23 protein-coding genes, 1 pseudogene and 1 riboswitch are annotated in these 26,077 nt (G+C 70.0%); of the genes and pseudogenes, 15 read left to right on the top strand and 9 right to left on the bottom strand.

What is annotated here, in order from left to right; all coding sequences use genetic code 11:
* Positions 1–11: 11 nt before the first annotated feature.
* Entirely contained in the window at positions 12–1,268 is a 1,257-nt protein-coding gene (locus tag I3V78_RS25585) for an L-type lectin family protein (protein WP_338023745.1), read from the bottom strand.
* 229 nt (positions 1,269–1,497) lie between these two features.
* Between I3V78_RS25585 and I3V78_RS25590 the strand changes: the two genes are divergently transcribed.
* The 3 genes from I3V78_RS25590 (at position 1,498) to ppk1 (ending at position 5,569) form a co-directional block, all read left to right on the top strand.
* Positions 1,498–2,568: a Kelch repeat-containing protein gene (locus I3V78_RS25590; RefSeq protein ID WP_204491055.1), complete on the top strand. Its 1,071-nt coding sequence runs from the start codon at positions 1,498–1,500 to the stop codon at positions 2,566–2,568.
* 178 nt (positions 2,569–2,746) lie between these two features.
* Complete coding sequence (locus tag I3V78_RS25595; protein WP_204491056.1) at positions 2,747–3,337, top strand: hypothetical protein; 591 nt, start codon at positions 2,747–2,749, stop codon at positions 3,335–3,337.
* Between the two features lie 75 nt (positions 3,338–3,412).
* Entirely contained in the window at positions 3,413–5,569 is a 2,157-nt protein-coding gene (gene ppk1, locus I3V78_RS25600; protein WP_204491057.1) for a polyphosphate kinase 1, read from the top strand.
* Between the two features lie 15 nt (positions 5,570–5,584).
* Here the strand turns inward: ppk1 and I3V78_RS25605 are convergent, their stop codons facing one another.
* The 3 genes from I3V78_RS25605 to I3V78_RS25615 are packed head-to-tail and all read right to left on the bottom strand — an operon-like array spanning position 5,585 to position 8,548.
* Positions 5,585–6,094 carry an IS630 family transposase gene (locus I3V78_RS25605; protein ID WP_204496801.1) on the bottom strand — a complete coding sequence of 170 codons (510 nt, stop codon included), beginning with the start codon at positions 6,092–6,094 and terminating at the stop codon, positions 5,585–5,587.
* The gene (locus I3V78_RS25610; RefSeq protein ID WP_275583505.1) at positions 6,072–6,599 is read right to left on the bottom strand and encodes a helix-turn-helix domain-containing protein; all 528 of its coding nucleotides are present in this window, start codon (positions 6,597–6,599) and stop codon (positions 6,072–6,074) included. Before I3V78_RS25610 ends, I3V78_RS25605 begins: the two co-directional genes overlap by 23 nt.
* 38 nt (positions 6,600–6,637) lie before the next feature.
* Positions 6,638–8,548 carry a sensor histidine kinase gene (locus I3V78_RS25615; RefSeq protein ID WP_204491059.1) on the bottom strand — a complete coding sequence of 637 codons (1,911 nt, stop codon included), beginning with the start codon at positions 8,546–8,548 and terminating at the stop codon, positions 6,638–6,640.
* A gap of 200 nt (positions 8,549–8,748) precedes the next feature.
* Between I3V78_RS25615 and I3V78_RS25620 the strand changes: the two genes are divergently transcribed.
* The gene (locus I3V78_RS25620; RefSeq protein ID WP_204491060.1) at positions 8,749–9,780 is read left to right on the top strand and encodes a hypothetical protein; all 1,032 of its coding nucleotides are present in this window, start codon (positions 8,749–8,751) and stop codon (positions 9,778–9,780) included.
* On the opposite strand, the gene I3V78_RS25625 is transcribed toward I3V78_RS25620, so the two are convergent.
* Positions 9,750–10,370, bottom strand: a complete 621-nt coding sequence (locus I3V78_RS25625; protein WP_204491061.1) for an SET domain-containing protein — start codon at positions 10,368–10,370, stop codon at positions 9,750–9,752. The two genes, I3V78_RS25620 and I3V78_RS25625, sit on opposite strands and share 31 nt — an antisense overlap.
* 84 nt (positions 10,371–10,454) lie before the next feature.
* A complete protein-coding gene (gene sugE / locus I3V78_RS25630) occupies positions 10,455–10,781 on the bottom strand; it encodes a quaternary ammonium compound efflux SMR transporter SugE (RefSeq protein ID WP_204491062.1) in 327 nt (108 codons plus the stop codon).
* A gap of 16 nt (positions 10,782–10,797) precedes the next feature.
* A riboswitch (guanidine-III (ykkC-III) riboswitch) is annotated at positions 10,798–10,859 on the bottom strand.
* Positions 10,860–11,102: 243 nt separating this feature from the next.
* On the opposite strand from sugE, the gene I3V78_RS25635 reads away from it, so the two are divergent.
* The 6 genes and pseudogenes from I3V78_RS25635 to I3V78_RS25660 all read left to right on the top strand — a co-directional run bounded on the left by I3V78_RS25635 (position 11,103) and on the right by I3V78_RS25660 (position 17,037).
* Positions 11,103–11,969, top strand: coding sequence for a hypothetical protein (locus I3V78_RS25635; RefSeq protein ID WP_204491063.1), 867 nt, complete (start codon positions 11,103–11,105; stop codon positions 11,967–11,969).
* Positions 11,970–12,024: 55 nt separating this feature from the next.
* Complete coding sequence (locus tag I3V78_RS25640; protein ID WP_204491064.1) at positions 12,025–12,531, top strand: prepilin-type N-terminal cleavage/methylation domain-containing protein; 507 nt, start codon at positions 12,025–12,027, stop codon at positions 12,529–12,531.
* Between the two features lie 33 nt (positions 12,532–12,564).
* A complete protein-coding gene (locus I3V78_RS25645; RefSeq protein ID WP_204491065.1) occupies positions 12,565–13,266 on the top strand; it encodes a YebC/PmpR family DNA-binding transcriptional regulator in 702 nt (233 codons plus the stop codon).
* A complete protein-coding gene (locus I3V78_RS25650; protein ID WP_204491066.1) occupies positions 13,263–15,014 on the top strand; it encodes a tyrosinase family protein in 1,752 nt (583 codons plus the stop codon). The genes I3V78_RS25645 and I3V78_RS25650 overlap by 4 nt, the downstream gene beginning before the upstream one ends.
* A 345-nt stretch (positions 15,015–15,359) precedes the next feature.
* Positions 15,360–16,285: pseudogene (locus tag I3V78_RS25655) on the top strand (DUF6310 domain-containing protein).
* Complete coding sequence (locus I3V78_RS25660; protein WP_204491067.1) at positions 16,282–17,037, top strand: DUF5953 family protein; 756 nt, start codon at positions 16,282–16,284, stop codon at positions 17,035–17,037. Before I3V78_RS25655 ends, I3V78_RS25660 begins: the two are co-directional and overlap by 4 nt.
* On the opposite strand, the gene I3V78_RS25665 is transcribed toward I3V78_RS25660, so the two are convergent.
* Both I3V78_RS25665 and I3V78_RS25670 read right to left on the bottom strand, forming a co-directional pair.
* Positions 16,995–17,552, bottom strand: a complete 558-nt coding sequence (locus I3V78_RS25665; RefSeq protein WP_204491068.1) for a hypothetical protein — start codon at positions 17,550–17,552, stop codon at positions 16,995–16,997. The two genes, I3V78_RS25660 and I3V78_RS25665, sit on opposite strands and share 43 nt — an antisense overlap.
* A gap of 1 nt (position 17,553) precedes the next feature.
* Complete coding sequence (locus I3V78_RS25670) at positions 17,554–18,519, bottom strand: cupin domain-containing protein (protein WP_204491069.1); 966 nt, start codon at positions 18,517–18,519, stop codon at positions 17,554–17,556.
* A gap of 148 nt (positions 18,520–18,667) precedes the next feature.
* On the opposite strand from I3V78_RS25670, the gene I3V78_RS25675 reads away from it, so the two are divergent.
* The 5 genes from I3V78_RS25675 (at position 18,668) to I3V78_RS25695 (ending at position 24,940) form a co-directional block, all read left to right on the top strand.
* Positions 18,668–19,798, top strand: a complete 1,131-nt coding sequence (locus I3V78_RS25675; RefSeq protein WP_204491070.1) for an oxidoreductase — start codon at positions 18,668–18,670, stop codon at positions 19,796–19,798.
* A 157-nt stretch (positions 19,799–19,955) separates the two neighbouring features.
* A complete protein-coding gene (locus tag I3V78_RS25680) occupies positions 19,956–21,887 on the top strand; it encodes an FG-GAP-like repeat-containing protein (RefSeq protein WP_204491071.1) in 1,932 nt (643 codons plus the stop codon).
* A 67-nt stretch (positions 21,888–21,954) separates the two neighbouring features.
* Positions 21,955–22,710 (top strand): hypothetical protein, encoded by a 756-nt coding sequence (locus tag I3V78_RS25685; protein ID WP_204491072.1) that lies wholly within the window; start codon positions 21,955–21,957, stop codon positions 22,708–22,710.
* A 67-nt stretch (positions 22,711–22,777) separates the two neighbouring features.
* Entirely contained in the window at positions 22,778–23,998 is a 1,221-nt protein-coding gene (locus I3V78_RS25690) for a cytochrome P450 family protein (protein WP_204491073.1), read from the top strand.
* Between the two features lie 210 nt (positions 23,999–24,208).
* On the top strand, positions 24,209–24,940 hold the full coding sequence (locus tag I3V78_RS25695; RefSeq protein WP_239576602.1) for an alpha/beta fold hydrolase: 732 nt from the start codon (positions 24,209–24,211) through the stop codon (positions 24,938–24,940).
* A 50-nt stretch (positions 24,941–24,990) separates the two neighbouring features.
* Here I3V78_RS25695 and I3V78_RS25700 read toward each other — a convergent pair whose 3' ends face one another.
* Positions 24,991–26,001: a hypothetical protein gene (locus tag I3V78_RS25700; RefSeq protein ID WP_204491075.1), complete on the bottom strand. Its 1,011-nt coding sequence runs from the start codon at positions 25,999–26,001 to the stop codon at positions 24,991–24,993.
* Positions 26,002–26,077 lie beyond the last annotated feature (76 nt).

The raw sequence follows: 26,077 nt of genomic DNA on the forward strand, positions 1-26,077 counted from the left end.
GCGCAGGAAGCTCAGCGCCGGGGGCGGCCCGACACCTCGCGCAGCGAGACGTCATCCACGTAGGTGCCCACGCCGTTGGACTGGCCCACGTCCCGCAGCTCCAGCCGTGACGTGGGGCCCTCGGCCCGGACGCGCAACGTCACGTACGTCCACACGGTGTCGGAGGACTTCTTGCCCGAGCCCTCGAGCACCGTCTGCGTCCGGCCGTTCCACACCACCTCCAGCGCGTTGTCCCGCTGCTCCGTGCCCGGCCGCGCGGCGAACGCCAGCCGCAGCTCGTACTCGGCGCCCGGACGCGTGGGGATCATGTCCTGCACGATGGCGGTGTTGTCCTCGCCATCCAGCTCCAGGAACTGCTGGCCCTGGGCCGCGCTGCCCGCGACGTTGTTCTGCACCTCCACCGAGCGGCCCGCGGCGCGGTTCCAGCCCGGCAGCGACGGCACGTTGCGGAACGAGCCCCGGCCGAGCGCGGGCTGCTCGAAGTCGCCGTTGATGATCAGGTTGCCGTCGGACGGCGGGCCCGGGGGCGGCATGGGCGGAGGCGGCGGCTGGGGCGTGGGCCGCGAGGGCGCGCGCGAGACGCGCAGGTCCCGGATGGCATGCATCGCGTTGGCATCGCCCGTCGCGGCGCTGATGCCCAGCGCGGAGTCGGAGAGGTTCACCGGGCCCCGCCAGTCGAGCTGCCGGGTGCCGTCGAGGAAGACCTGGATGCCGTCGCGCTCCACCTCCACGCGCAGGGTGGCCCAGCGCTCGTGGGTGTAGACCGCCGGGTTGCGCTTGCTGGCCAGCACGCGGCCCGAGCCGTCCGTGAGGAGCAGGCCCCGCTCCTCGCCATACAGGGCCACGTGCACGCCGTAGCCCGAGCCGTCCGGCGCGAAGCCCCGGCTGCCGCCCGTGGGCAGGTTGTCCCGGCGCCCCGGCGTGCGGCGGCCGAACATCACCACCAGCCCGTCACCGGCCGACCAGAGGGTGTTGCTGCGGCGGTTGTAGGTGGAGTACTCGAACTGCACCGCGAAGGGCGCGCGCACGGGCTCGTTGAGGAAGACGGCCCCGGCGGCGTTGGAGCGGTTCTCCGGCACGAGGACGATGCGGTTGCCCTCCACCCGGGGGAAGCCCGCGTTGCGGGTGGACAGGAAGGTGAACTGCGAGGAGTCCTCCCAGCGCAGGGAGGGGCTCTCGCGCAGGGGCGGCGCCCACGCGCTCTCCACGTCCTGCGCCCGGCCCTCGCCCGCCGCCAGCATCGCCACCAGCGCGAGCGCTCCGCCCACCCCCACCGCACTCCCGCGACTACCCCTCTTCGACCACATGATGTGTCTCCCGAATCGGGCCTCGTTGGAGACCCGCAGTGCGCGCTGGGACGCCCCGCCTGGACGTCTTATTCAGGACGAAATCCCACCGCCGCGCCCTCGGATGGAACACTTCACGCGCGGAACTTCTCCTACCGTTGCGTGACCCACCCAGTGACGGGTGGGCCTTTGAATGTGGGGAGCCTCCACCATGAAGCGTGTGCTGTCTTGCCTGTGGCTCGCGGGCCTGTCGTGTCTCGCCCTGGGCTGCCAACCCGATACCGGCGCCGAGCCGCCCGCGCCGTCGCGGAGCCAGCGGGCCGAGGCCCTGGCCACGTCCCCCGGCGCGTGGAGCCCCACGGCGCCCAAGCTCTTCCCCAGCACCGCGCCCGTCCTGCTGCGCGCGACCGGCGAGGTGCTGGATCCCTCCAACGCCGGCACCCAGCGCTACGACCCCTACGCCAACACCTGGTCCGCCCCGTCCTTCTCGTGCCCGCAGGGCTACTGCGACACGCTCTCGACCGTGGCGCTGCCCTCGGGCGACGTGCTGGCCATGATCCTCCACCCGGGACGCATGGGCGGGCAGCCCGTGGTGAAGCGCTACGCGCCCGCCACGGACACCTGGAGCTACGCCGCCGTGCCCTACAACCGGGGCAGCGCCACCCTGCTCGACTCGGGCCGGGTCCTGTACGCGGGAGGCATCGTCTACGAGTCCGCCACCGGCTTCAGGGCCACCGCGCTCGCGTACGAGTACGACCCGGAGACGGACACCGCCGTGCCCGTGGGCAACATGACCTCGATCCACGCCGAGCACACCGCCACCCGGCTCTACTCGGGTCAGGTGCTCGTGGTCGGGGGCACGTTCCCGGACACCGCCGAGCTCTACGATCCCGCCACGCGGACCTGGACGGCCGTGCCCCCCGTGCCCCACCCGCGCTGGCGCCACCTCGCGGTGCGGCTCTACTCGGGCTCCGTCATGGTCCTGGGCGGCGCGGTCCCCGGCGACACCCTGGTGGACGTGTACGACCCCTACAACGCCCGCTGGAGCGCCGGCCCCTCGCTGCCCTTCCCCGATCCCACCTCCGCCACCCTGCTCTACTCGGGCGAGGTGCTGGCGGTGAACGACGCGGGCCAGGCGGCGCTCTACTCGCCCACCCACAACGCGTGGCGGCCCGCGGCGAGCGCGACGCCGACCCGGACGGGCGGCGCCGTGCTCCTGCACTCCGGCCAGGTCCTGCGCACCAGCCGCGATCAGGGCTTCGCCGAGGTCTTCACGCCCTAGTACCCGTGGGCCGCCGCGCGTCCGCGCGAGGACAGACGCCGTCTGTTTTCTGGACAGCGTCTCCGCCACCCAACACATGGCCCCCGGTCGCGGGCGGGAAATGCGCGATCTCCGCCCGCCCCCCTGGCGGCCTGGGAGACGAGACCTAGATTTTTCTTCCCCGAAAGAGGAGAAATCCATGAAGCCCCTCGCCTCCCGCCGACCGATCTCCCTCAGCCCGCAGAAGCGCGCCTGCACCCTGAGCGTGTCGCGCGCCGTCCTCGAACGGCGTCTGGGCAAGCCCACGCGCCACGAGGAGGACGGCGACGGGCTGGGGCCCCGCTACCGCTGGGAGTCCACCTGCGACTGCGGCCTGGAGCTCTTCGTGGACCTGCCCGTGCACGCCGGCGCGAACGAGCCCTCCGAGGCCTCGCTCTGGATGGAGCACCTGGAGGTGGAGCACGCGCTCGCGCACCTGGGCCTCACCCCGAGCGACGTGGTGTGGCGGGCGGACGTGCAGCACCCGCTCTCCCTGGAGGGCTGGACCATCGTCCGCGTGGACGCGCGCGGCGACCGGCAGGATCAGTGTGTGCTGCCCCTGCGCGAGCACGCCGAGTGCCTCGGCCGGATGCTGGAAGCTCGCGGCTCCAAGCATTCCTACACGGTGGAATCGCGGGGGATGCCCTCGCGGCAGGGCTGGTCCGTCATCCGCCAGGACGCGCACGGCAACCAGTACGCGGTGGCGGTGCACCCGCGGCGCACCCGGGGCCCCCGGCTCGTCGCCTCCTAGACACGGAGGCCCCAGAGTTCACAAATTGCCGGGTTGCGTTCTGTTAGATGGCTCCGACTCCTCGAAAGAGCGGACATGCCCAAGCGAGCAGCCAGCAAGAACGCCACCCACCACAAACCCCCGGCGGAGCGCGACGTCCTCCCCCCCGGCACGGATCCCCAGGACAACGCGCTGTTCTTCAACCGGGAGCTGTCCTGGCTCGCCTTCAACAACCGCGTGCTCCAGCTCGCCGAGGATCTCTCGGTGCCGCTCATGGAGCGGGTGAAGTTCTGCGCCATCTACGCGCGCAACCTCGATGAATTCTTCATGATCCGCGTGGCGCGCCTGCACGAGCAGGTGAGCAACCGCGTGGCGCGTCTGGTGCCGGATGGGGCCACGCCCGGCGAGACGCTCGACACGCTGCACACGCGCATCCTCGAGCAGGGCAAGCGCCACACGGACTGCTTCGAGCGGCAATTGCGCCCGGCGCTCGCGGAGAAGGGCCTGCGCATCCTCGCCATGAAGGATCTGGACGCGGATTCACGCGCCCAGATGGATCAGCGCTTCCGCGAGCAGATCTTCCCCGTGCTCACGCCCCTGGCCATCGGGCTCGGCCGGCACTTCCCCTACATCTCCAACCTGTCCCTGAGCCTGGCGGTGCTCTTGCGCGACCCCGTCACGGACACGGAGAACGTGGCGCGGGTGAAGGTGCCCAAGGAGCTGCTCTCGCGCTTCGTGCCGCTCAAGGGGGGCACCACGTTCGTGCTGCTCGAGGACGTCATCGCCAACCACCTGGGCGACCTGTTTCCCGGCATGGAGGTGCTCGACCGGGGCCTGTTCCGCGTGACGCGGGACGCGGACTACACCGTGTCCGAGGACGCGGAGGATCTGCTGGTGGCGGTGCAGACGGAGCTGCGCCAGCGGCGCTTCGGCGACGTCATCCGCCTGGAGGTGCAGGCGGGGATGAACCCCAAGCTGCTCGAGCCGCTCATGGAGGCCCTGTCGCTCGAGCCCCGGCAGCTCTACGAGGAGCAGGACCTGTTGGACATGTCGGACCTGATGTCGCTCGTGGCCACGCCGGGCTTCGCCGAGCTGAGGGATCCGCCGTGGACGCCCGTCACCCAGCCGCGGCTGCAGGCCGAGGACGACGGCGAGGTGACGACGGTGATGTCCGCCATGCGCCGGGGCGCGCTCCTGGTGCACCACCCCTACGAGTCCTTCGCCACGTCCGTGGAGCGCTTCGTCACCGAGGCGGTGGAGGATCCGGACGTGCTGGCCATCAAGCAGACGGTGTACCGCACGTCGGACAAGTCGCCGCTGGTGCCCGCGCTCATCCGCGCCACCGAGCGCGGCAAGCAGGCGGTGTGCATGGTGGAGCTCAAGGCCCGCTTCGACGAGCGCGCCAACATCCGCTGGGCGCTCGCCCTGGAGGAGGCCGGCGCGCACGTGGTCTACGGCATCCCCGGCCTCAAGACGCACGCCAAGGCCATTCTCATCGTCCGGCGCGAGGGCGAGAAGGTGCGCCACTACGTGCACGTGGGCACGGGCAACTACAACGCCAAGACGGCGCGGCTCTACACGGACCTGGGCCTGTTCACCACGGATCCGGACATCGGCGCGGACGTGGCCGACCTGTTCAACTTCCTCACCGGCTTCGCCCGGCCCAAGTCCTTCCGCAAGCTGCTCGTGGCGCCCATCAACATGCGCGAGGGCCTGCAGGAGGAGATCCGCCGCACCATCGCGGCGCACACGGCCGAGCGCCCCTCGCGCATCGTGCTCAAGATGAACGCGCTGGTGGATCCGGTGCTCATCCGCGCGCTGTACGAGGCGTCGCGCGCGGGCGTGAAGGTGGAGCTCAACATCCGGGGCATCTGCTGCCTGCGGCCCCAGGTGCCGGGCGTGTCGGAGAACATCCGGGTGGTGTCCACGCTGGGCCGCTTCCTGGAGCACTCGCGCGTGTACTTCTTCGATCGCGGCGGCGAGTCGCGCTGCTACATCGGCTCGGCGGACCTCATGCCGCGCAACCTCGACCACCGCGTGGAGGCGCTCACCCCCGTGGAGGACCCGCCGCTCATCGCCCAGGTGCGCGACATCCTCGAGCGCTGCCTCGCGGAGAACACCCACGCGTGGACGCTCGGCGCGGAGGGCGAGTGGCAGCGCCGGCCCCACGAGGCCGACAAGCGCTGGGCCCAGACGGAGCTCATGGAGCGCGCGGTGCGCATGTCCCAGGCCTCCACCGGCCGGCCCCTCTAAGCCCCCGGACATGAATTATGTACACCTGCGCCGCAGCCGATGGTGGTAGCGGCGCAGGGCCTGCTGCACCGCGGTGAGCAGAGCATCGAGAGTGCGGTAGCTGCGTTCGGGAAGCTCCTGAGCCTTGATGACGCCGAAGACAGCTTCCACGTCGTTGAGTTCAGGAGAATAGGCCGGCAGGTAGAAGAGATGGACGCCCAGCCGTCGCAAGCGCGGCAGGGCGCGGCATACCAGGCGGCAGCGGTGGATGTTCCCATTGTCGAGCACCACCCAGGTGGGGACCCCGCCCGGGTCGGCGAGCGACAAGAGAAAGTCCAGGGTATCTCGCGCGGTGATGGTGCGTGCCCAGCGTCGGAAGCGTAAACCGCGTCGACGGCCTGTCGGGCAGTAGGCGACGAGCGCATTGACACGTCGGCGCCGAGGCGCCTCGTAGGGGACGTCTCGACGGCTGCCGACTTCTGCCCAGCTGTAGCCCACGGCTTGGGTGGGCGAAAACCCGCACTCATCCAGGAAGTAGAGATTTATCCTCTGAGCGCGGGCTTTTTTTGAGCCGGAAGAGCGCCTGGCGTGCCTGGGCGACGGCCTGGGCGTCCTGTTTGTGCGTGAGCGTCAGCCGCGTGCGCCGCCAGCCCGCGCCCATGCTCCCGAGATAGCGACGCACCTGCCGCGGCCCCAGGTGAAGACCCTCGCCCTCGAGTGCGCTGGCCAACTGCCCGGCTGTCCACGAGCGAGGCTGGGACAACAACGCATGCAGCGAGGCTTCCACCCGCTGGCGGTGCGCCCTGTCGGGCTTCCTGCCCGCCAGACGCGCGAAGAGGGCTTCTGGGCCGTCTTGGACGAAGGAGCGCAACACCCGGCGCACCGTGGCCGCGCACCGGCCCAGGTGCCGAGCGATGCGCGGTGCACTCCAGCCCTCATCGGCCAGCAGCACCATGTCCACGCGCTCGCGCTCTCTCCACCCAGCGTCAGCGGCCCGGGCTATCTCCCATAGCCGCCGACGCTCTTGCTCCGTCACCTTCAGCAGCGCCATGCCTCAGGTGTACAACATTCATGTCCGGGGGCTTAGCGTCAGGGCCCGCGCGGCAGCCGGACGGAGAACGTGGTGCCCTCGGGCGCGGAGGACGCCACGCGGATGTCGCCGCCGTGCGCCCGGACGATCTGCTCCACGATGTACAGGCCCAGGCCCACGCTCCGGCCCGCCGGATCCGGGCCGTCCACCGCCCGCTGGAGGGGCTGGAACAGCCGCGCCAGGGCCTCGGGGGGAATGGGCGTGCCCCCGTTGTGCACCTCCAGGGAGACCTGCCCGTCCTCGCCCACGCCGCGCACCGTCACGGGGCTGTCGGGCGGGCTGTACTTGAGCGCGTTGCCCAGCAGGTTGCCCACGAGCTGCGCGAGCCGATCCGCGTCCCACGCGCCCAGCCCGTCCCCGCGCTGCTCCAGCCGCAACTCCCGCTCGGGGTGGGTCCGCGCGTGCTCCTCGACCATGCCGCGCACCAGGGCATGCACGTCCATGGGCTCGCGAGAAATCCGCAACCCACCGCCCAGCCGCGCCTGGGTGAAGTCGAGCAGGTCGCGCACCATGCGCACGGCCCGCTCGGTGCTCGAGCGCAGGCGGACGAGGGCCTCGGTGGTGGGCGCGTCCAGCTCGCGCCGCAGCAGCACCTGGAGGCCCAACAAGATGGTGCTCAGAGGGCCGCGCAGATCGTGGCTGACGATGCCGATGAGGTACTGCTCGAAGTCGCTGCGCTGGCGCTGCTCGGCCTCCAGCCGTTGGGCCTCCTGGCGCAGGCGTACCTGCTCGGTGACGTCCAGCACCAGGGTGAGGATGCCGTCGATGTGCCCATCGGACGCGCACACGGGCTGGTGCGCGAAGTCGAGCAGCCGCTCCCGCGGGTGCTCGCCGGGCGCTGGGGACAAGGCGGTGGACACCTCCCGGCCCACGTCGGGGGCGCCGGTCTCGAACACCTGGCGCATCCGGGTGAGGAACCCCTGCCCGTCCAGCTCCGGCAGGGCCCGCCGCACCGGCTGGCCCACCACCTCCCGCCCCACGAGCCGCTGGTAGACGGAGTTGGCGGTTTCGAAGGCGAGCTCGGGGCCGCGCTGGTAGCCCACGCCCACGAGGCTCTGGTCCGCGAGCGCATCCAGGAGCGCCCCCCGGGCCCGCTCGGCCTCCTGGGAGCGCACGAGCAGGTTCTCGGTCAGCTGGCGCGCGAGCACCGTCTCGGACACCTCCGTGGCGATGGTGAGCACCGCGTCGATCCGGCCCCGCGCGTCGCGCAGCGGCTGGTAGACGAAGGTGAAATAGCCCGTCTCCAGCGCGCCCGCCGCCCCGCGCGCGACCCGGACCTCCATCTCCGTGGCCACGAACGGCTTGCCCGTGGCCAGCACCCCCCGGAGCAGCCCATCGAAGGCCTGGTCCTTGAGCTCGGAGAGCACGTCCCAGAGCGGTTTGCCCACGGCCTCCTCGGCGCTCCGGCCCCAGAGGCGCAACATGCCGGGGTTGGCCACCTCCACGACGAGCTCGGGGCCGCGGATGACGGCGATGGCCATGGGGGCCTGCGTGAAGAGCGCGTTGAGCCGGGCCCGCTCGTCCTCCGCCCGGCTCCCCGCGCCGTCCATCTCCTCCACCGCCTCCGCGACGGCCAGGGCCACGACGTCGGTCCACCGCCGCGCCTCGGACAGGGAGACGGGGAGGCCCTCCCGCTCGATCAGCTCCCACACCAGGTCGCGCAGCAGGCCGTACGCGCGCACCCGTCCGCCCAGCTCGAAGTCCCCCCGCGAGCGCCGCGCCCCCTGCTCGGGGCCCGTGGGGTCCTGTCCCCGCAGGGCGCGCTGGAGCCGCTGGAGGAGGCGCGCAAGCAGCTCCTCCAGCTCCGCCGCGGACGGGCCGCCCGGCGCCGGGTGTTCGCGCACGGCGCTCCCCCACCGCTGGAGCAGTTCCTGACTGCGTGCCTCGAGCACGTCCGCCAGTTGGCTCATGATCCTCTCCCCACCTATTGCAGGAGATCTACGGGGTTGGATCAGAACCCCACAATGGCTTTCGCGCGCCAGGTGTCCGGGACCGTCCGCTTGTCCCCCCTCCGGGAGGCGGCGGCGACCCTGTCCTGTCATCGACAGTCATGGCCCGCGCCCGCGCGACCTCGCCCGGTGGACAGGCGCACGGGTGTTTGATGCCCGCCGTGATCCCGACCGAACACCTGAACCTCCTCTGGCTCGACGTCGCGCAGGACGAACCCTTCCTCACCGCCCTGCGGACCTGTCTGGACCAGCTCCACCGCTCCGAGGCGTATCAGCACTGGCTGCGCGGGGAGAGCCGCGAGCCCTTCGCCCTCGCGCGGGCCGCCGAGGTGCCGGGCCTGGACTGCCTCCAGCGGGCGGGGCTCGTCCAGGAGGGGCGCCTGGGCGTGAAGGTGAACCGGATTGGCGAGCGGCTCTTCATCACGGACGGCGCCTGGGTGTCCCACGTGCTGCGGGTCTTCCCGGATCCCGACGAGGCGCTCATCCTCCTGGGCCACGCGCGCCAGCGGGGCCTCCTCGAGTGGGCGGACTGGGTCGTCGATCCCGCGGCGGGCTGCGGCCACACGCCCATCGGCTTTCCGGGCCGGGCCCGTCGGCTGTCCTGTGACGCCAATGCCCGGGCCATCCTCTACGCCTCGCTCAACGCCCGGCTCAACGGCCTGGGGCCCGACCGCTTCCAGGCGGTGTTCAACGACATGACCCGGGGGCTTCCGCCGACCTTCCGCCCCGACGGCAACGTCCTGTTCTTCACCAACGTCCCCTTCGCCCCCTCGGCGCGCAAGGGCGACCTGGCGCTCAACTCCGCCGGAGGCAAGACGGGGGCGGACCTCCAGGTGGCCGCGTTCCAGCTGGTGCGCCGCTTCCGGCAGGAGAACACCGTGCCCGTGCGCGCCTGCTTCCTCATCTGGACGGTGGGCTCGGTCGAGCGCGACGAATGGGAGGCCGTGAGCATCTGCCGGGAGATGTTCGCCGGCCGGCCGCTCGCGTGGTCCATCTTCAAGGAGTACGAGGGCCAGGAGATGCCCAACCCCACGCCCATCGCCGATGCCCTGCGGGACCTGGCGGCCTCGCAGTACGCGGTGACGCCCCGGGATCCCGGGGTCGAGCGGGCCTACGACGCGCTCGCGCGGGAGCTGCTCGCGCAAGGCCACACCCACGTCGCCTACGGCATGCTGGAGCTGAACCTGGACTGAGCCGGCGGGCGGAAGTGCAGGCGGCAGGAGGGCAGCGGCTGCTCGCCCCGGGCACACGCCTCCACGGCGGCCGGGTCGCGCACGAAGGGCCACAGGGGCTGCTCCACCCCGAGCACGTCCGGGAACGCCGCGGCGAGCCGGGCGTCCCAGTCGGGCGCCAGGCGCTCGGCGTCCTCGGCCGTCACCCGCCCCCGGCAGCCCGGCGCGCCACACAGACAGCGGAAGGGCTCATCCGCGGGATCCGGGTTGAGCGCGCCATAGTCGTACGTGAACTGCTCGCCCTCCTCGATGTCCCGCAGGGCGATCTGCAAGTCGAAGCCCGGCTTGAGGCACGTGGGCTCGCACGAGTGGCTCAGGTAGCGGCCATTGTCCCAGCAGATGATCCAGTGGCCGTTGGCCTCCGGGTAGCCGTAGTGCGGGACGATGTGCTGGTAGGCCGGGCCCAGGGCCACCACGGCCTCGGGCGTGAGCTCGATGTCCAGGGCGCAGCGCACCCAGACGATGGTGCCGCGCGGGATGCGTCGGGTGGCGAAGACGCCATGGCCGACCTGGGCGTTCACGAAACGAAGCTCGGCCGAGGGGTGGAACATGCGGGGGAGTCCTCTGGAAGGCACGCCGGGCGGACCCGGCGCGCGCGCCTATATACCCTCCCCCGCCCGTCCCGGGGTCGGCTCTCAGTGCGTCCCACCCCCGGTGAACTTCAGGCCCACGATGGCGACGAACAGCAGCACGAGGAAGAACAGGCGCGCCGCGGTCACCGGCTCGTGGAAGAGCACGATGCCGAGCAGGGCCGCGCCCAGGGCGCCGATGCCCACCCAGACGGCGTAGGCGGTGCCAATGGGCAGGCCGCGCGCCGCGATCGACAGCAAACCGACGCTGGCGGCCAGGGCGATGACGGTGAGGACACTGGGGACGAGCCGGGTGAAACCCTCGGTGTACTTGAGGCCAATGGCCCAGCACACCTCCAGTAGCCCGGCGACGACCAGGAGAATCCACGACATGGACAAGACTCCTTCGTAGGCGTCGTCTTGTCGTGACCGGGTACGGCGCACCTCTCGTCCGGGCCCGGCGGGCGTTCTTGAACCCGTCGGACACGGAGAAGACTAGCCACCCACCCCACCGCTGTCCACGCACGCTCGCTCGTCGTCCAGGGCCAGCGTCCCCCCCTTTCTCCCAGGCCCTCCCATCTCCCGCCGTTGAACCCCGCCCAACCCGCTCAGCTCTCAAGAACAGTGAGAGCGTAAAATTCAGACTTGGGGGCGATGGCTGCTCCCTCGCCCCGGCCTCATCTCTGGGTCACCCCCTTCTCCCCGGCGTGGCCCATGGACAACCCCTCGAACCGACCCCTCCCCCCGGTACTCGATGAACGCTGGAACACGGACGACGACGTCGCCTGGCCGGGCAACGTGCCCTCGCGCACCCAGGCGCTGGAAGCGCTGCGCGACCGGCAGCTCTTCGTGCGGCCCCTGCCGAGGGCGCGCCGGGTGCGCGAGCGGCTGTCCGCGCCCGAGCGCGCCGCCGTGGGGGGCAGCGGCTTCTGCCCCCTGTTGAGGGAGGCCACCGTGGTGCGCTGGCGGCTGGCGGCGGCGGCGGACCTGCTGCCGGCCGCGGGGTCCCGCCGCAGCGCCGTGGCCCTGCGCGCCCTGCTCGTGGAGGTGAACCAGATGACGAGCGCGCTCCGGGCCGCCCGGCCGCCCTCGGCCGAGCTCGCCCTGGCGCTCGACGCCGCCGGCGAGAAGCTCAACGCCGAGGTCACCGCCTTCCTGCGCTCGGTGAAGGCCGTGGCCGAGGTGCGGCGCACCCCGCCCCGGCGCGTGCCCCGTCTCGCGCTCGCGCCCCAGCCCCCGCTGCCTCCGGAGGCCCGCCGCTGGTCGGCCTCGCCCCTGCTCTCCGCGGCGCTGGTGCTCACCCTGACGGTGGCCGCCATGGCCGCGCTCCAGGGTCCGGTGGAGGCGCGCGCGCAGGGGTCCGAGGACAGCGCGCCGGATGCCTTCGTCACACCTCACGCGGGCACGGGCGCCCTGCTGGTGCGCTCGACCCTGCCGGGGCCGGAGACCGAGGCCCAGCGCGCCTGGCTGCGCTTCCAGGAGGCCAAGGGCATGCGGGTGACGATGCTCGGGCCGGGCAGCTACCTGGTGGCCCCCGCGCTCCGGGCGGATGCCTCGGGGCCCGGGCCCACCATGCCGTAGGCGCCCTCGGCGCGCCTCGGGGTTTTTCACACGCAGCACCAGGGGGGATGTCTCCATGCTGTCTTCGTCCAGGCCGTACCACCCCGCCCCGCGTCGGGGCTTCACGCTCATCGAGTTGGTGATCGCCGTCACCCTCATCGGGCTCATCGTCGCGCTCGCGCTGCCGGAGCTCTCCGGCGTCGTGCTGCGCACCAAGCAGGGCGAGCGCGAGGTGATGATGAACGCCATCGCCCAGGCGGTGAACGACTATGCCTTGCACCACGAGGGCATGCTTCCCGGCGGACCCCTGCCGGATCTGCCCCGCAACCCCTCGCACGCCCCCGATGGCTCCCGGCAGTGGTTCTCCCCGGACGTGGGCCGCTGGGCGGCCCTGGGCTGGCGGCCCGAGGCCCCGCTCTACTACCGCTACGACGTCACCAGCCCCACCCCCGACACCTTCGTGGTGACGGCCCAGGCGGACCTGGATCGCAACGGCCGGGTGAACGTCAAGTCCATCACCTATCGGCGCCGCGGCGGCACCTTCCAGCGCCTGTCCGAGACGGAGAGCGCGGATCTGTATTGAACCCGGGGCCGTCCGGGAGGTAGGAGCCCGGACATGGGCGCTCAGTGGAAACACAAGGGCCGCACGGAGCACGCGGCCGCGAAGGGTCGGCTCTTCACCAAGCTGGTCAAGGAACTCATCATCTCCGCCAAGGCGGGCGGGGCGGAGGTGGCCTCCAACCCCCGGCTGCGCATGGCGGTGGAGCAGGCCAAGAAGGCCTCCATGCCGCGCGACACGCTGGAGCGCGCCATCAAGAAGGGCGCGGGCCTGCTGGACGAGCCGGTCAACTACGAGCTCGTCACCTACGAGGGCTTCGCGCCCCACCAGGTGCCCGTCATCGTCGAGTGCCTCACGGACAACAAGAACCGCACGGCCACCAACATCCGGGTGCTCTTCCGCAAGGGGCAGATCGCCACCACGGGCGCGGTGTCGTGGGACTTCAACCGCATGGGCGTCATCGAGGCCACGCCGCCCGAGGGTGGGGCCGACGCGGAAGAGGCCGCCATCGAGGCCGGGGCGGACAACGTGGAGCCGGGGGACGAGGGCGCCTCGCGCTTCCTCACGGGCCCCACGGACGTGGACACGGTGGGCAAGGCGCTCGCGGGCCTGGGCTGGACGGTGAGCGCGCAGAACCTCGCGTGGATCGCCAAGAACCCGGTGGAACTCGAAGGCGAGGCGCGCACCGAGGTGGAGGCCTTCCTCGAGGCGATGGACTCGGACGACGACGTGCAGAACATCTACGTCGGGCTCAAGTGAGCCCCCCCGCGTCGCATGCCCGGCTGCGGGCGGTGCTCTGTCAGCCGGAGCCGCCGGCCGCGCCGCGCTTCCAGCCCGCCCTGCCCGCCCACCTGGAGCGGGCCCTGGACGTGGCGGCCCACTTCATGGCCCTGGCCAACGCCACGCCCGGCGAGGCCGGACTGCTCGCCATCGCCGAGGACGCCGAGCGGCGGGCGCGCGAGGGACACGCCGAGGAGACGGCCCACGCGCTGCGCATCTTCCTCGCCCACCACCCCGAGGGCCGGGACGTCCCCGTGCCGCCGCTGGAGGAGCGCGCGCCGCACCAGGTGCTGTCCTCGCGCCGGCCGGAGCCGCCGCGCAAGGCGCCTCCGGGCCTGCCGGGCGCGGAGGTATGGGTGGACTACTTCCGCGAGGACGCCGGGCTCAACGACATGCTCGACACGTGGCGGGTGCGCTTTCCCGCCGCGGGCCACCCGGACCCCGCCGAGCCCTCGCGCCGCGTGCGGCCCGCGCGCCGCACCGAGCGCTACTGGCACGCGCACCGGCAACTGCTCGCGCGCTACGACACGGAGCGGCTGGCGTTCGGCATGCACCGGGTGGCGCCCCTGCAGGACTACACGGCGCCGCTCAACGAGGGCTATGACTCCCGGCTGCCGGGCTTCGCGCCCCGCCCGCCCGGGGTGAGCCTCCAGGGCCTGCCGGGCTACGACATCGCGGACCACGCCACGCGCCGCGACCGGCTGTTCGCCGGGGCCTCCTCGGGCCTGCTCTGGCATGGGGACACGCCCCTGGACTTGGAGCACCTGGAGCAGCTCGCCGACACGGCCGAGTCCACGCCGGACTCCCTGGATGGCGAGGCCTGGCGCGAGCCGCTCGGCCCGCATGGCGCGTTCCACCACATGGGCCAGGTGATGCTCGCGAACCTCCGGGCCCCGCGCGACACCTCGGGTCGCCTGGGCGTCCTGGGGAACCCGGCCACGGCGGGACGGGATCCGCTCTTCTACCGGTGGCACCGCCACGTGGACGACCTGCTCGACTCCTGGCAGTGCTCGCACCTGCTGCCGCACGACCTGTCCGACGCGCCCCCGGTGCTGCTGCGCAAGTGGATCGGCGAGGGCCCCTACCCCGCGCACCAGAGCCCGGACATCCTCCTGTGCTTCGAGAAGGACATGCCCGGCGCGGACGCCCCGGACTTCGACGGCCAGCGCTGGGGCGAGGCGACCTTCGGGGGCGAGCACTGGGACAAGCCGCCGCCGTCCTTCTTCGTGAGCACGCACACGCTGCGCACGCACCTGGGCCAGCACGCGGTGCGCCTGCCGGACGGCACGGAGGCGTTCACGCCGCGCCTGGTGCACGAGCCCTTCGCGTACTTCCTGCGGGTGGAGAACACCCTGGAGCGGGCGCACACGGTGACGGTGCGCCTGCACCTGGTGGCGGACGCCTTCGCCGATGACCGGCGGCTGTGGATGGAGCTGGACCGCTTCGTCCACACGCTCGGGCCCCGGGAGCGGGCGGTCATCCACCGGCCCTCGCGGCTGTCGTCGGTGGTGCACGAGCTCGGCTGGCCCGCGCACCTGCTGCTGCCCCGGGGCCGCCGGGAGGGCATGCTCTTCCGCCTCCAGATGATGGTCACCGACACGGCCTTGGAAGCGCGCGAGGAGGGCTATCCCTTCAACCGGCTCATGCCCCGGGGCCAGCGCCCGGTGGATCTGCTCGCCCTGCCGCACGTAGTGACGCGCAACATCTGGATCCACCACGTGGAGTGACGCGGAGCCCCGACGACATCCGAACGGGTGGGCTTGATGCACTGCCGTGCGGCTCTCCCGCACTTTATGTGCTCAGAGGGAAAGGACGCCCGCCACCCCGATGAGCAGAGAGCGTCGTACGCGCGTCGTGCACACAAAGTGCGGGAGCGCCACTGTGGCAATCCCACCCCGCCCGAGAATGGAGTGCTCGCTGCGTTGGCGCTGCTTGGCCCGCTCTTCGGCTGCTGACCCCGGCGCCCAACCGCGAGCCCGGCGCGCTCGTTCGTAGCTGTCGGGTGGCAACTCCATACTTCGACCGGACCCGCCAGGACCCATTGGGTTCTTGCTCTGAGAGAGGACCCCACCATGCGCCTTCGAGCGTGCCTCGCACTTCTGATCTACGCCTCTGCCTGCGCGACGTCAGCGCCGGGCCCAGAAGAAACCGTGGACTGGGATCCGGGGTACGCCAACCTCCAGCGAGCGGCGGCGCTGCCCTGGACGGATGGAGGACGGTGCGTGGTCCAAGAGGCATCGCGGCCGTGGCCCGTCCTCGCGGAGCGGTGCTATCACGCCCTGGACCATGACCGCGTTGAGTTTCACGACCTCACGGGAAGATGCGCGGTGGCCTCCGCTGCGGCCGCTACCGTGGGGTTCAGACTGTGCGTGCTGGCGGCGCCGGAGATTGCCGCGGGGGCGGTGGTGGTGACGGGCGTGGTGGTGGCGGGCTACCTCATCAAGGAGGCCCTGCATCTCTACGAACTGCGGAGGGGTCGCCCTGAAACGCGCCCCGTGACAGAGCCGCGCCCGGTGCCTGTCACGAAGACCGCCCCGCCGAAGCCCGCTCCAGAGAAGAAGTCCAAGCCAGAGCCAAAAGGGCCGGATTTTCCTCCCGTGGGGCCAATTGAGGTCGCGGAGCGAGAGCGCCGTCGCAGGTGCGAGCCCATACCAGTGCCGCATGAGGGCAAAGATGACGCGCATGACAGGTGCGCAGACCAGGTTCCGCCCAACCGCTATCCCGGAATGGATGTGCTCGTGGGCGGTGTGAGCTTCGATGCGCTGCAAGTCGGTGTTCGTGTGCTGTGGGAAATCAAGACCCATCGATTTGACGCATACCCTGATTTTGTTCAAGACAAGGAAATCAGGAGGGAAATGATTCAAGTAGAAAAGCAGCAAAAGCTGCGGCGGCATGCGGATATGGCTATGTCGTTGGGGTGAGCACTGAAGCGCACAAAGCCGCGCTGCTCGAAGAAAGTCCCACTCTCGATGTTGTTGTCACGGGGTGCACTCGATGACCAAGCGTAAAGCCCTCACCCTCATCGTTCACGCGCCTGCTCTCGTGGGCAAAGACAGACGCACGCGCGATGTCGTCCATGGCATGGAGAAGGCGCTCCCCGGCTTGCGCCTGGAGTGGCGGATCTCCGAAGGCGGGCACCCCATCACATTGCCGCAGCGCGACACGTGGCTCGTGGAAAGCATTGAGGACGGGGGATTCCCTCTCGTGTGCAACGGGGACGAGAGTTACCCCGTGACGGTTTGGGGAATGGGAAAATCGGGACTCCTCAGCGCAGGCGGTCAGGACCAGTTTGAAGTGCATGCGAAACTGCCACTAGGCGAGCCCGTGATTGCGGCAGCAGCGAATGTGCTGGAAGGAATGGCGGAAGGGGCGCGCGCATTTTGGGGGCACGCGTCGCCGTATGGTTACGGCTCGGAAGTCGCGCAGCAGTTTCGCCGCTCGCCTCATGGACCGGAGCGCTCACCCCGTGGGCTTCCCATGCTCAACCTTCCAGAGGAGCTCCCCGCGCCTGAGATTCCCTGTTTCCTTGGGTGGCTGAACTATTGGTCCGCCGCTGCCGCGAAGGCCATCCAGTTCCCGGATTCTGCTCGCGACGCGGATCTGCGCTTGCGCTCACGGCGTACGGCATCGGGCGGGTGGGTCGTGCAGCTCACCGAGGCGCCGCTCGACCTGGACAACCCCGCCCACCTGGACGCGCTCAAACGGGCCTACGAGCGCTTCCCGGAGATTGGCGGGCGCACAGCCCCCTGAGACTCGGCATGGCTCGCGCCAACCGTGCACAGGTCCAGTTCGGGCCCCTTGGGCCCCAGTCGAAGCCGCGCCAGTCCCAAGGTGTCGCGTCGCGGGTCCCGCACGTCCCCGGGTGCCGGTGCGTCCGCCTTCACCCAAGGGAAATAGAGCCCGCCGTGCGCGTCGAGCAGTTGATCCTCTCCGGTGAGGAAGTCCAGGGGGAGCAGCGTCTCGAGGTGGGCGGAGGCGTCCAGCCCCAGGGAGGGAATGGGAGCGGGCGGGGCATGGCGCTGGAGGACAGGCAGCGCGAGGGGCGAGTGCGAGGCGATCCGACCGAGCGCCTGAGCCGAGGCCAGGCGCACACGCTCCTCGGCGTCCATCGCGAGGACTCCGAGCAGCTCGCTCGCGCGCGCCTCGGACACCTGGGCGCAGCCGAGCGAGACGGCGCACAGGGCGCGGGTCTCCGTCTTCCTCGCCCACACGAGCTCGGCGAGGCGCTCGATGACCGCCGGATCCCGGATGGCTGGGGCTTCCAACTCAAGCCTCCGGGGACGGTCGATTCGACTCCGAATCGGTCTCCGCGCCCTGATGACACAGCCGGTAGCCGCCCGGCGAGACGTTCATGACGCGCTTGAAGACCTTGCCGAACGAACTTTCCGACTCGTACCCCACGGCGTTCGCGATCGCCGCCATCTTGATGGGTTGGCGCTCGCGCAGCATGGCGGCGGCGCGGACCATCCGCCACCGCGTCAGGTGATCCAGCGGCGTTTCGCCCACGAGCTTGCGAAATCGATCGGCGAACGCCGACCGCGACATGGCGACGCCTTCAGCGAGCGCGGGCACCGTCCAGTTCCGCGCCGGCTCGGCATGCATCAGCCGCAGCGCCTCGCCGATCTGCGGGTCGACGAGCGCGCGCAACCAGCTCGGGCTGTCGCTGCCGATCATCGAGTGGATCTGGCTGCGCATCGCCTGAACGAACAGCACCTCCGCCAGGCGGTCGACGATCGCCGCCGAGCCGGGCTGGTCGCCCATCGTCTCGGCCGCGAGGTGTTGAAGCGTCGCGCCGAACCACGGCGACTCGTGCGACGACGCCGGCAGATGCACGATCGCGGGCAGATGCTTGACCAGCATCTCGCTCTCCGGCGACTCGAACGTGAAGCAGCCGGCGATCACCGACACGGGAATGCCTTGTCCGCCGTACGAGAAAAGACGCGTTCGATGAAACGCCTCGGCCGACACGACGTCGGTCGCCGACCGGACCGGCTCCCTCGGCCCGCTCACCAGCGTGTACGTCTTGGGCGAAGGGAGGAAAACGAAATCCCCACCGACGAGCGGAATCGGTTTGCCGCCGTCGACGATCAGCAGGCACGAACCGCGCGTCACGATGAGGCAGACCCCTTTGTCCCCGGGGAACTCCAACCCAAACGGCGCGGACAAATCCAAGCGGCCGTAGAGCTGGCCTTGCGTGCGGAGGAGCGACATGACTTCGGCGAGAACGTCCACGAACCCTCCCTGTGCCTGGCGTTTCGGACCAAAGAACCGGCCTATCGAGCATGGATAGTCCAGAACGCCCGGCCTAATCTTCGTTCATCGTTGAAACACAGCAGCGGTCGGAAATCAACGGCGAACCGAACCCAGAACCGGAGACTGTATGAACATGGAAATCCCCCGCGTGATCAATGCCTATCTGGCCGCGGAGCAGGCAAGAAACAGCGAGAAGCTCGCGGAGTGCTTCGCGCCGGATGCGGTCGTCCTTGACCAAGGGCATGAGTACCGCGGCGTCAGCGCGATTCGGCGGTTGTATGGCGACGTCTTCGCGAAATTCCGGTGCGTGGTCGAGCCGCTCGGCGCGTCGATCGACGGCCAGACCGTCGTCATCCGCACCCGACTGACCGGCGACTTCCCCGGCGGCGTCGCCCACCTGCGCAACGAGTTCGTCGTGTCCGACGCGCGCATCACCTCGTTGAAGATCACCTCGTTCAAGCCAGACGCCGCCTTCGGAATCGACGAGCGCGAGTTTCGCGGCAAGCGTGTCCTCGTCACCGGCGGCACGAAAGGCATTGGCGAGGCGATCGTCCGCCGACTGATGGCCGCCGGCGGCGAGGTCGCCACGACCGGGCGATCGGTGCCGAAAGACGGGCCTCGGCCGACGCTCCTCATTCAATCAGACGTGAGCACCCCGAGCGGCGTGAAGCACGTGGCCGACAAGCTCCTCGCCGACTGGGGCGGCATCGATGTGCTCGTGAACTGCGTCGGCGGCTCGGACGCGCCCAGCGGCGGGTTCGCGGCGTTGTCGGAAGACGATTGGGAGAAGTCCCTGAATCTGAACCTCCTGTCGGCCGTCCGTTTCGACCGGGCGCTGGTGCCCGGAATGCTGGAGCGCGGCAAGGGCGTGGTGCTTCACGTCGCTTCGATCCAGCACCGCCTGCCGCTGACCGACTCGACGCTCGCCTACGCGGCCGCCAAGGCGGCGATGCGGAACTACAGCAAGGGACTCGCCAGCGAGGTGGGTCCCAAGGGCGTGCGCGTCAACACGGTGTCGCCCGGCTTCATCGAAACGTTGGCCACGAAGGACTTCATTGGAAGCCTCGCCCAGAGCCGCGGGATCGACGCCGCCGCCGCCCGCCAGGAGATCATCAACATGCTCGGCGGCATCCCGATCGGCCGCCCCGGCCGACCCGAAGAGGTCGCGGAGCTGATCGCGTTCCTCGCCTCCGACCGTGCGGCGTCCATCCACGGCGCCGACTACGTCATCGACGGCGGCACGCTGCCCACGACTTGACCCTCCTGCGTCAGCATCCCGGCACGTGGGGGGTGAAGGTTGCCGGGTTCTCCTCGCCTGTCCGAACGTCGCGACACGCAACTCCTGGCGCCACCACGTAGAGTGACGGGAGAGGGACTTGCCGTCCAAGGGGCATGTCCCTCCCAGGAGATTCGCAATGAAACGTAAAACCTCACCGCTCCTCGCCATGCTCGTGGGAGCCAGTCTGCTCGGCCTCGTGGGCGGTTGCAGAGAGACCTCCGTCGGAGAGAACGACGCGGGTGTCGACTCGCCCCCCCCCGCCCCGCCCCCCGCGCAGTGCGATGACTTCGAGGTCACCGGGACGGTCCAGATCTGTCACAAGACGCCCTCGACGACCCATCCCTACACGATCGTCCGTGTGAGCGAGCAGGCGTGTATCGACGCGCACAGCGCTCACGTCGGCGACTACGTCACCAGCCTCGACCCGACCTCGCCGAGTTACGACCCGACGTGCGGTGGCCTGGGCTGCCTGCCCGTGAAAGCGCCGTGCGACGCCACGGTCCCCTGCTGCGACGGCCTCACGTGCCAGAACGGCACCTGCGGCGAAGGCGACGTCGAGGTCGACGAGTGCGCCGCCGGGACCGACACCTGCGACGACAACGCCACCTGCACCAACACCGTGGACGCCTTCACCTGCGCCTGCAACGCGGGGTACGAAGGCGACGGCGTGACCTGCACCAACATCGACGAGTGCGCCGCGAGCCCCTGCCTGAACGGTGGCACCTGCACCGACGGCATCAATGCCTACACGTGCGCGTGCGCGCCCACCTACACGGGGAGCAACTGCCAGGCCTGCTCCGGCAGCCTCGGGGATTGCAACGGGAACTCTTCCGATGGCTGTGAGGTGAACCTCCAGAGCGACGCCACCCACTGCGGCGCCTGCGGCATCACGTGCACGACAGGCCAGATCTGCTCGAACGGCACCTGCCAGAGCCCCCCCACCGGTCAGGTCCCCGGCACGCCGATCAGCTCTCCCGCGAGCCACAACCCGCTGGCCCCGGCGGTCGCCGATGTGAATGGCGACGGCAAGCTCGACATCCTGGTGGCCAACGCCGAGTCCGGATCGGCCGCGACCCCCTCCGGCTCGCTCTCCGTCTTCCTGGGCAAGGGCGAGGGCGGCGTCCAGTCCGAGGTCCACCACGGGGGCGCCTCGCTCTCCAGCAACGCGGTCGTGGCCGTGGACGTGGACGGCGACGGGTGGCTCGACGCCGTCACCGTCAACGGTCAGACCAACCTGTCCTCCAGCAACGGAACCATCAGCGTCTACAAGAACCTGGGCCCGAGCGCGCCCGGGACTTTTGGCACGCCGACGAGCTTCACCACCGGCACTCCGGGCTCCATCCACCTGTGCACCGCGGACTTCGATCTTGACGGGGTGGCCGACATCGCCACGACCAGCGTGAGCCAGAACCAGGTGAGTGTGCTCCTCGGCACCCGCGCGGGCAGCTTCGGTGCGCCCACGCTCATCGGCATCCCGAGCACGGGCGGCGTCCAGTCGACCATCGCCTGCCGTGACCTGAACGGCGATGGCTTCTCCGATCTCGTGGTGACGAGCCCCGCCAGCGCACGCCTGTCGATCCTCCTCAACCAGGGCAATGGCTCGTTCGCCGCGCCCGTCTCCTACACCAACGCCGTCAACGGCCAGACGGCGGGCATCGCCTTCGGCGACGCCGACGGCGATGGCACGCTCGACATCCTCTCGAACGGCGCGGCCGGTGCGTACCTCTTCTTCTTCAAGGGCCAAGGCAACGGCACCTTCGCGAACGGCGTTCAGTCCACCACCGGGAGCTCGGCGGTCAGCAACTCGGCGCTGGGCGTCGTGGCCAATGACTTCAACGGCGATGGCAAGCTCGACGCCTACATCCTCGTGACGACGACCACGGGCGGTGTCCGCCCGATGACCGGCAACGGCACCGGAGGCTTCACCGCGGGCAGCGTCGTCACGACCGGCGCCTCGCCTGGCCTCAACGCCATCGCCACCGCGGACATGGACGCGAATGGATACGTCGATCTCATCTTGACCAACAGGGGCTCTGGCACCGTGACCGTGGTCCCCAACGGACTCTGAGGCGGACGCCCCACCGTGGTGGGAGCCCCCGGTGACACCGGACAGGCTCCCGCCTAGGCTGGCGCGCATGGCCCCACCCCGAAAGCCGTCCCCCGAAAACGAAGCGAACGCGCGGGTGTTGGAGACCGCCCGGCAGCTCCAGACGCTCCTCGACGCGGCCCCACCCGGAGCGCCCGGCTTCGAGGTGTACGGCACGATGATGCAGGTGCACGAGGGCGTGCACGAGGCCGAGGCGGCCTTGCTGGCCGAGCTGCTCGACCTGGCCGTGCCGGACCTGGCGCGCAAGGCCAGGCCCCTGCTCACGTTGATCGCCGAGGACGAGAACCTGCCCGCCCGCGCGGAGACGAACCCGGAGGCCTGGACGGGCTCCATCGGCGAGCGGATGCGGCAGGTGGACTGGCTCAAGGTCCCGGCCGTTGCCCTGACGCTGGAGCTCACGACCTGCGGCTTCCTGCGCGCCCGGCCCGACGACACGGGCGCGGTGGCCTCGCACACGCTCTACGCGCTCACCGATGGCCGGCTGGTGCGTGTGGACATGATGGGCACCTGGGACATCGTCGACCGTTACGTGCAGTTCCGGCGGCGGCTCGCGGACTCGCGCGTGCTCTCGCCCCAGGAAGCCGTGGAGCAATACCCCCTGCACACGCTGCTCTCCGCGCTGCACGGCTGCCTGTGGGATGCCCCGCTGCGCCCAAGCGACAAGCCCTGGAGCGCGGACATCGATGCCCGACGCACCCGGTTCAACGCCCTGCTCACCGACCTGGGCGAGGCCACGCGCGCCCATGGAGAACGGCTGCGGCGCGTGGGCGACAACCCGCCCTGATACCGTCTGGCCCCCCTGCTCCTCGAAGTTCTAGACTCCCGCCTTCCCTCGAAGGATCCATCCATCCATGACGGTCAGTCCCCTGTTCGCGGAAGGCGAGACGCTGTGGTCTCCCCACGTGCGTGCCAACCCCTTCCCGCTCTACAAGCGCATGCGGGAGGAGTTCCCCCTCGCCCGCATCACCGACCCGCAGCTCGGGATGCACTTCTGGCTGCTGACGCGCTACGACGACGTGGTGTCGATGGTGCGCGACCCCCGCTTCACCCAGGACCCCACCCGCCTGCCCGACGAGGTCCGCCAGCGCTTCTTCGGCCACCGGCCGCGCACGCTCACCCGGCACCTGCTGAGCGTGGATCCGCCGGATCACACGCGCATGCGCTCGCTGGTGGCCAAGGCCTTCACCCCGCGCCGCATCGAGGAGTTGCGCCCGCGCATCACCGCCATCTGCGCGCAGCTGCTCGACACCATGAAGGCCCAGGGCTCGGGCGCCGACTTCCTCAAGGAGTTCGCCTTTCCGCTGCCCATCATCGTCATCGCCGAGATGTTGGGGATTCCCGCCGAGGACCGCGACCAGTTCCGCGCGTGGACGCAGACGTTCTTCGCCCCGCCGTCCAAGGACTCCCAGGAGAAGGCCCGTGAGGCCTACCAGCGCTTCTTCGAGTACCTGGAGGCCCTCTTCGAGCGGCGCCGGCAGGATCCCCAGGACGACCTGATCAGCGCGCTGATCACCGTGCAGGAGCAGGGAGACCGGCTGAGCGCCGACGAGCTGCGGAGCATCGTCTTCCTGCTGCTCGTCGGCGGGTACGAGACGACCGCGCACCTCTTGGGCAACGGCCTCCTGGAGCTCTTGCGCCACCCGGAGCAGTTCCAGCGGCTGCGGGAGAACCGGGCCCTCATCCCCTCGGCGGTGGAGGAGATGGTGCGCTACTGCGGCACGTTCGAGCTGAGCATCCTGCGCTTCGCGAAGGAGGACATGGTGCTGCACGGCCAGCACCTCCCCGCGTACGAGGCCGTGCGGGTGAACTACCTCGCCGCGGACCGGGACCCCCTGGCGTTCCCCGAGCCGGACCGCTTCAACGTGGGGCGCACGCCCAACAAGCACGTGGGCTTCGGCCATGGCATCCACTTCTGCCTGGGCGCGCCCCTGGCCCGCCTGGAAGCCATCCTCGCCTTCGAGCTGCTGCTGGAGCGCATCCCGGCGCCGCGGCTGACCCTGGCGCCCGAGAAGCTCGAGTGGCGCCCGAGTGCCCAGGCCCGGGGCCTGGTGAGCCTGCCCCTGGCCTTCTGACGTCCGTCGCTGACGCCGGACGGCACGCAGTGGCCCCCGGCGGCGGCGGCCAGGCCGGCCCCGGTGGGAGGGTCGGAGAGGACGGGTCTGTTCAAAGGTGGGCGTGAGCGCCTGGCGCGACAGTCACACTCGCAGTGAATCGCGCAGAGTGGCGGGATGGTGCATAAAGGCCCGACGACAGTGACCGTATCCGGACCCGTGGGACGCCTCATGGCGACAACGGAAGGCGCCGGAGGAATCCCCCTCCTCTTCGTGCATGACGTCTCGGCGGACCGGACGCATTGGGCCGAGACGCAACACGGGCTGACGACCCACAGCGTCGCGTTCGATCTGCGCGGACTGGGCGAGAGCGGGGGCTACCATGGCCCCTTCGGTGTGGAGGCCGCGGTGGAGGATGTCGCCGCCGTGGCCGATGCACAGCTGCCCCAGCAGAAGTTCGTCCTGGTGGGACATGGCTTCGGAGCGGCGGTCGCGGGGGCCTTCGCGTCCTACTACCCTGAGCGGCTCGCCGGGCTTCTCTACGTCGAGGCGGCCGGAGACATGCGCCTCCGGGACAAGGCCGAAAGGGAGGCATGGTTGGAGAACTTCAGCCTGGCGAAGTATGGCGCCTTCCACGAGCACTGGCCCGAGCCCCTGCTGATCAACGCGAAGGAGAAGACACGCGCACTGGTGATGAAGACGCTGCGCACGTCCCGCCGGGAGGCCATCGCCGGAAACCTCGAATCCCTCCTGGGTCATGATCCCAACGAGGCCTTCGCGCGCTTCACGGGGCCCACGCACGCCGTGGTGGCCGCCACCGGTCCGGAAACCCTGGTGGCCCAGCATCCCGAGCTGTCCCACGCCCTGGCGCCCCACACCAGTCACTGGCCGATGTTGGACGCACCGCAGTGGTTCCATACGGAACTGGTGCGATTCCTTGGCCGCTGCAAGCACGAGCACTGAGTCCCGGCCCGGCCACCTGGGGCGCCGCGTTCATCTCCATCCGGAGGGCGTCAGTTCGCGTAGTAGACGCCGGGTGCCAGGGGATTCGTGTCGACCCAGTAGTTCACGCCCGGGATGAGCGTGCCCGACGAGAAACTGTAGACAGCACAATTGTAGCCGGCCACGGTCCCCCCATGGGGACACCCCCCATTGACCTGGGCGTAATAGACCCCGGGCCAGCGCTGATCGGTGGACACCCAGTAGTTGATGCCCGGGATGACCTGTGAATTCTGGAACGCCAGGATCTTGCAGTTCGTTCCCACGAGGCTCCCGCCATGAAGACAGTTCAGGCGGAGGGTGTCCTCCCGCAACTTCGCGATTTTCAGATAGGAGTTCCTGCCCATGAGCCCGATTCCGTCGGAGCCATAGATGAGGTTGGGGACATAGCCCTCATCCCGGTTGTTGCTGTCTTCGTCATCCGTGAACATGACACCGGTGGCGAGAGCCACGGCCTCGCCTATGGCAGAGGACGTACCGATGTTGGAGAACACGCCGTAAGGGAGGTGGAAGTTGGGGAATTGATACAACATCACCCCCGTGGCCCGGAACACACAGAAGTACAGCAACGTGTCGGAACCGCTGGAGTTCGGGAAGATGTTCCCCTGGCGCCCATTCCTGTTGCGGGTGTCCTCGTTGTCGAAGAACCGGGAGGTCCGATACGAGCCCTCCGGACAGCGCGTGTCGAGCGACAAGACCGCGAAATCAGCATAGGGATGGCCGCGGAACGCGCTCCCGTCCACCCGGCAGAACCCCATGTTCGTGTCGAATCCGTTCTCCAGGGTGATGGCGCCCGTCCAGCCACCCGCGGAGGAGATGGGAGACGAGTCTTCGTTATCCATGTAGAACGAGACGTAATCACTGTGCCGAGGGCACGCCCCGGCGCGTTCCGGAATGACTCCAACGCCTTGCGCGAACGCCTGTCCTGGAAGTCCCGCCAGCAGCGCCGCCGCGGTCAGGAGGAGCGCGCCTCTTCTCGCGGCAATGCCTCGCCCACCTTCTGTCTTCGTGAATGCACACACCATGATGGTTTCTCCGGATGTTGGGGAAATACAGGGCGGAAGGTACAGGGAACTCGCGAAAGGCAGGCATCACCCATAA

This window comes from Archangium primigenium, from assembly GCF_016904885.1.
Taxonomy (GTDB): Bacteria; Myxococcota; Myxococcia; order Myxococcales; family Myxococcaceae; genus Cystobacter; species Cystobacter primigenius.

Excerpts from the sequence above, each read along its gene's own strand:
- ppk1 (WP_204491057.1), top strand. The coding sequence starts at position 3,413 with ATGCCCAAGCGAGCAGCCAGCAAGAACGCCACCCACCACAAACCCCCG.
- I3V78_RS25685 (WP_204491072.1), top strand. The coding sequence starts at position 21,955 with ATGGCCCCACCCCGAAAGCCGTCCCCCGAAAACGAAGCGAACGCGCGG.
- I3V78_RS25675 (WP_204491070.1), top strand. The coding sequence starts at position 18,668 with ATGAACATGGAAATCCCCCGCGTGATCAATGCCTATCTGGCCGCGGAG.
- I3V78_RS25660 (WP_204491067.1), top strand. The coding sequence starts at position 16,282 with ATGACCAAGCGTAAAGCCCTCACCCTCATCGTTCACGCGCCTGCTCTC.
- I3V78_RS25645 (WP_204491065.1), top strand. The coding sequence starts at position 12,565 with ATGGGCGCTCAGTGGAAACACAAGGGCCGCACGGAGCACGCGGCCGCG.
- I3V78_RS25625 (WP_204491061.1), bottom strand. The coding sequence starts at position 10,370 with ATGTTCCACCCCTCGGCCGAGCTTCGTTTCGTGAACGCCCAGGTCGGC.
- I3V78_RS25595 (WP_204491056.1), top strand. The coding sequence starts at position 2,747 with ATGAAGCCCCTCGCCTCCCGCCGACCGATCTCCCTCAGCCCGCAGAAG.
- I3V78_RS25635 (WP_204491063.1), top strand. The coding sequence starts at position 11,103 with ATGGACAACCCCTCGAACCGACCCCTCCCCCCGGTACTCGATGAACGC.
- I3V78_RS25695 (WP_239576602.1), top strand. The coding sequence starts at position 24,209 with ATGGCGACAACGGAAGGCGCCGGAGGAATCCCCCTCCTCTTCGTGCAT.
- I3V78_RS25640 (WP_204491064.1), top strand. The coding sequence starts at position 12,025 with ATGCTGTCTTCGTCCAGGCCGTACCACCCCGCCCCGCGTCGGGGCTTC.
- I3V78_RS25615 (WP_204491059.1), bottom strand. The coding sequence starts at position 8,548 with ATGAGCCAACTGGCGGACGTGCTCGAGGCACGCAGTCAGGAACTGCTC.
- I3V78_RS25700 (WP_204491075.1), bottom strand. The coding sequence starts at position 26,001 with ATGGTGTGTGCATTCACGAAGACAGAAGGTGGGCGAGGCATTGCCGCG.
- I3V78_RS25590 (WP_204491055.1), top strand. The coding sequence starts at position 1,498 with ATGAAGCGTGTGCTGTCTTGCCTGTGGCTCGCGGGCCTGTCGTGTCTC.
- I3V78_RS25680 (WP_204491071.1), top strand. The coding sequence starts at position 19,956 with ATGAAACGTAAAACCTCACCGCTCCTCGCCATGCTCGTGGGAGCCAGT.
- I3V78_RS25610 (WP_275583505.1), bottom strand. The coding sequence starts at position 6,599 with ATGGCGCTGCTGAAGGTGACGGAGCAAGAGCGTCGGCGGCTATGGGAG.
- I3V78_RS25690 (WP_204491073.1), top strand. The coding sequence starts at position 22,778 with ATGACGGTCAGTCCCCTGTTCGCGGAAGGCGAGACGCTGTGGTCTCCC.
- sugE (WP_204491062.1), bottom strand. The coding sequence starts at position 10,781 with ATGTCGTGGATTCTCCTGGTCGTCGCCGGGCTACTGGAGGTGTGCTGG.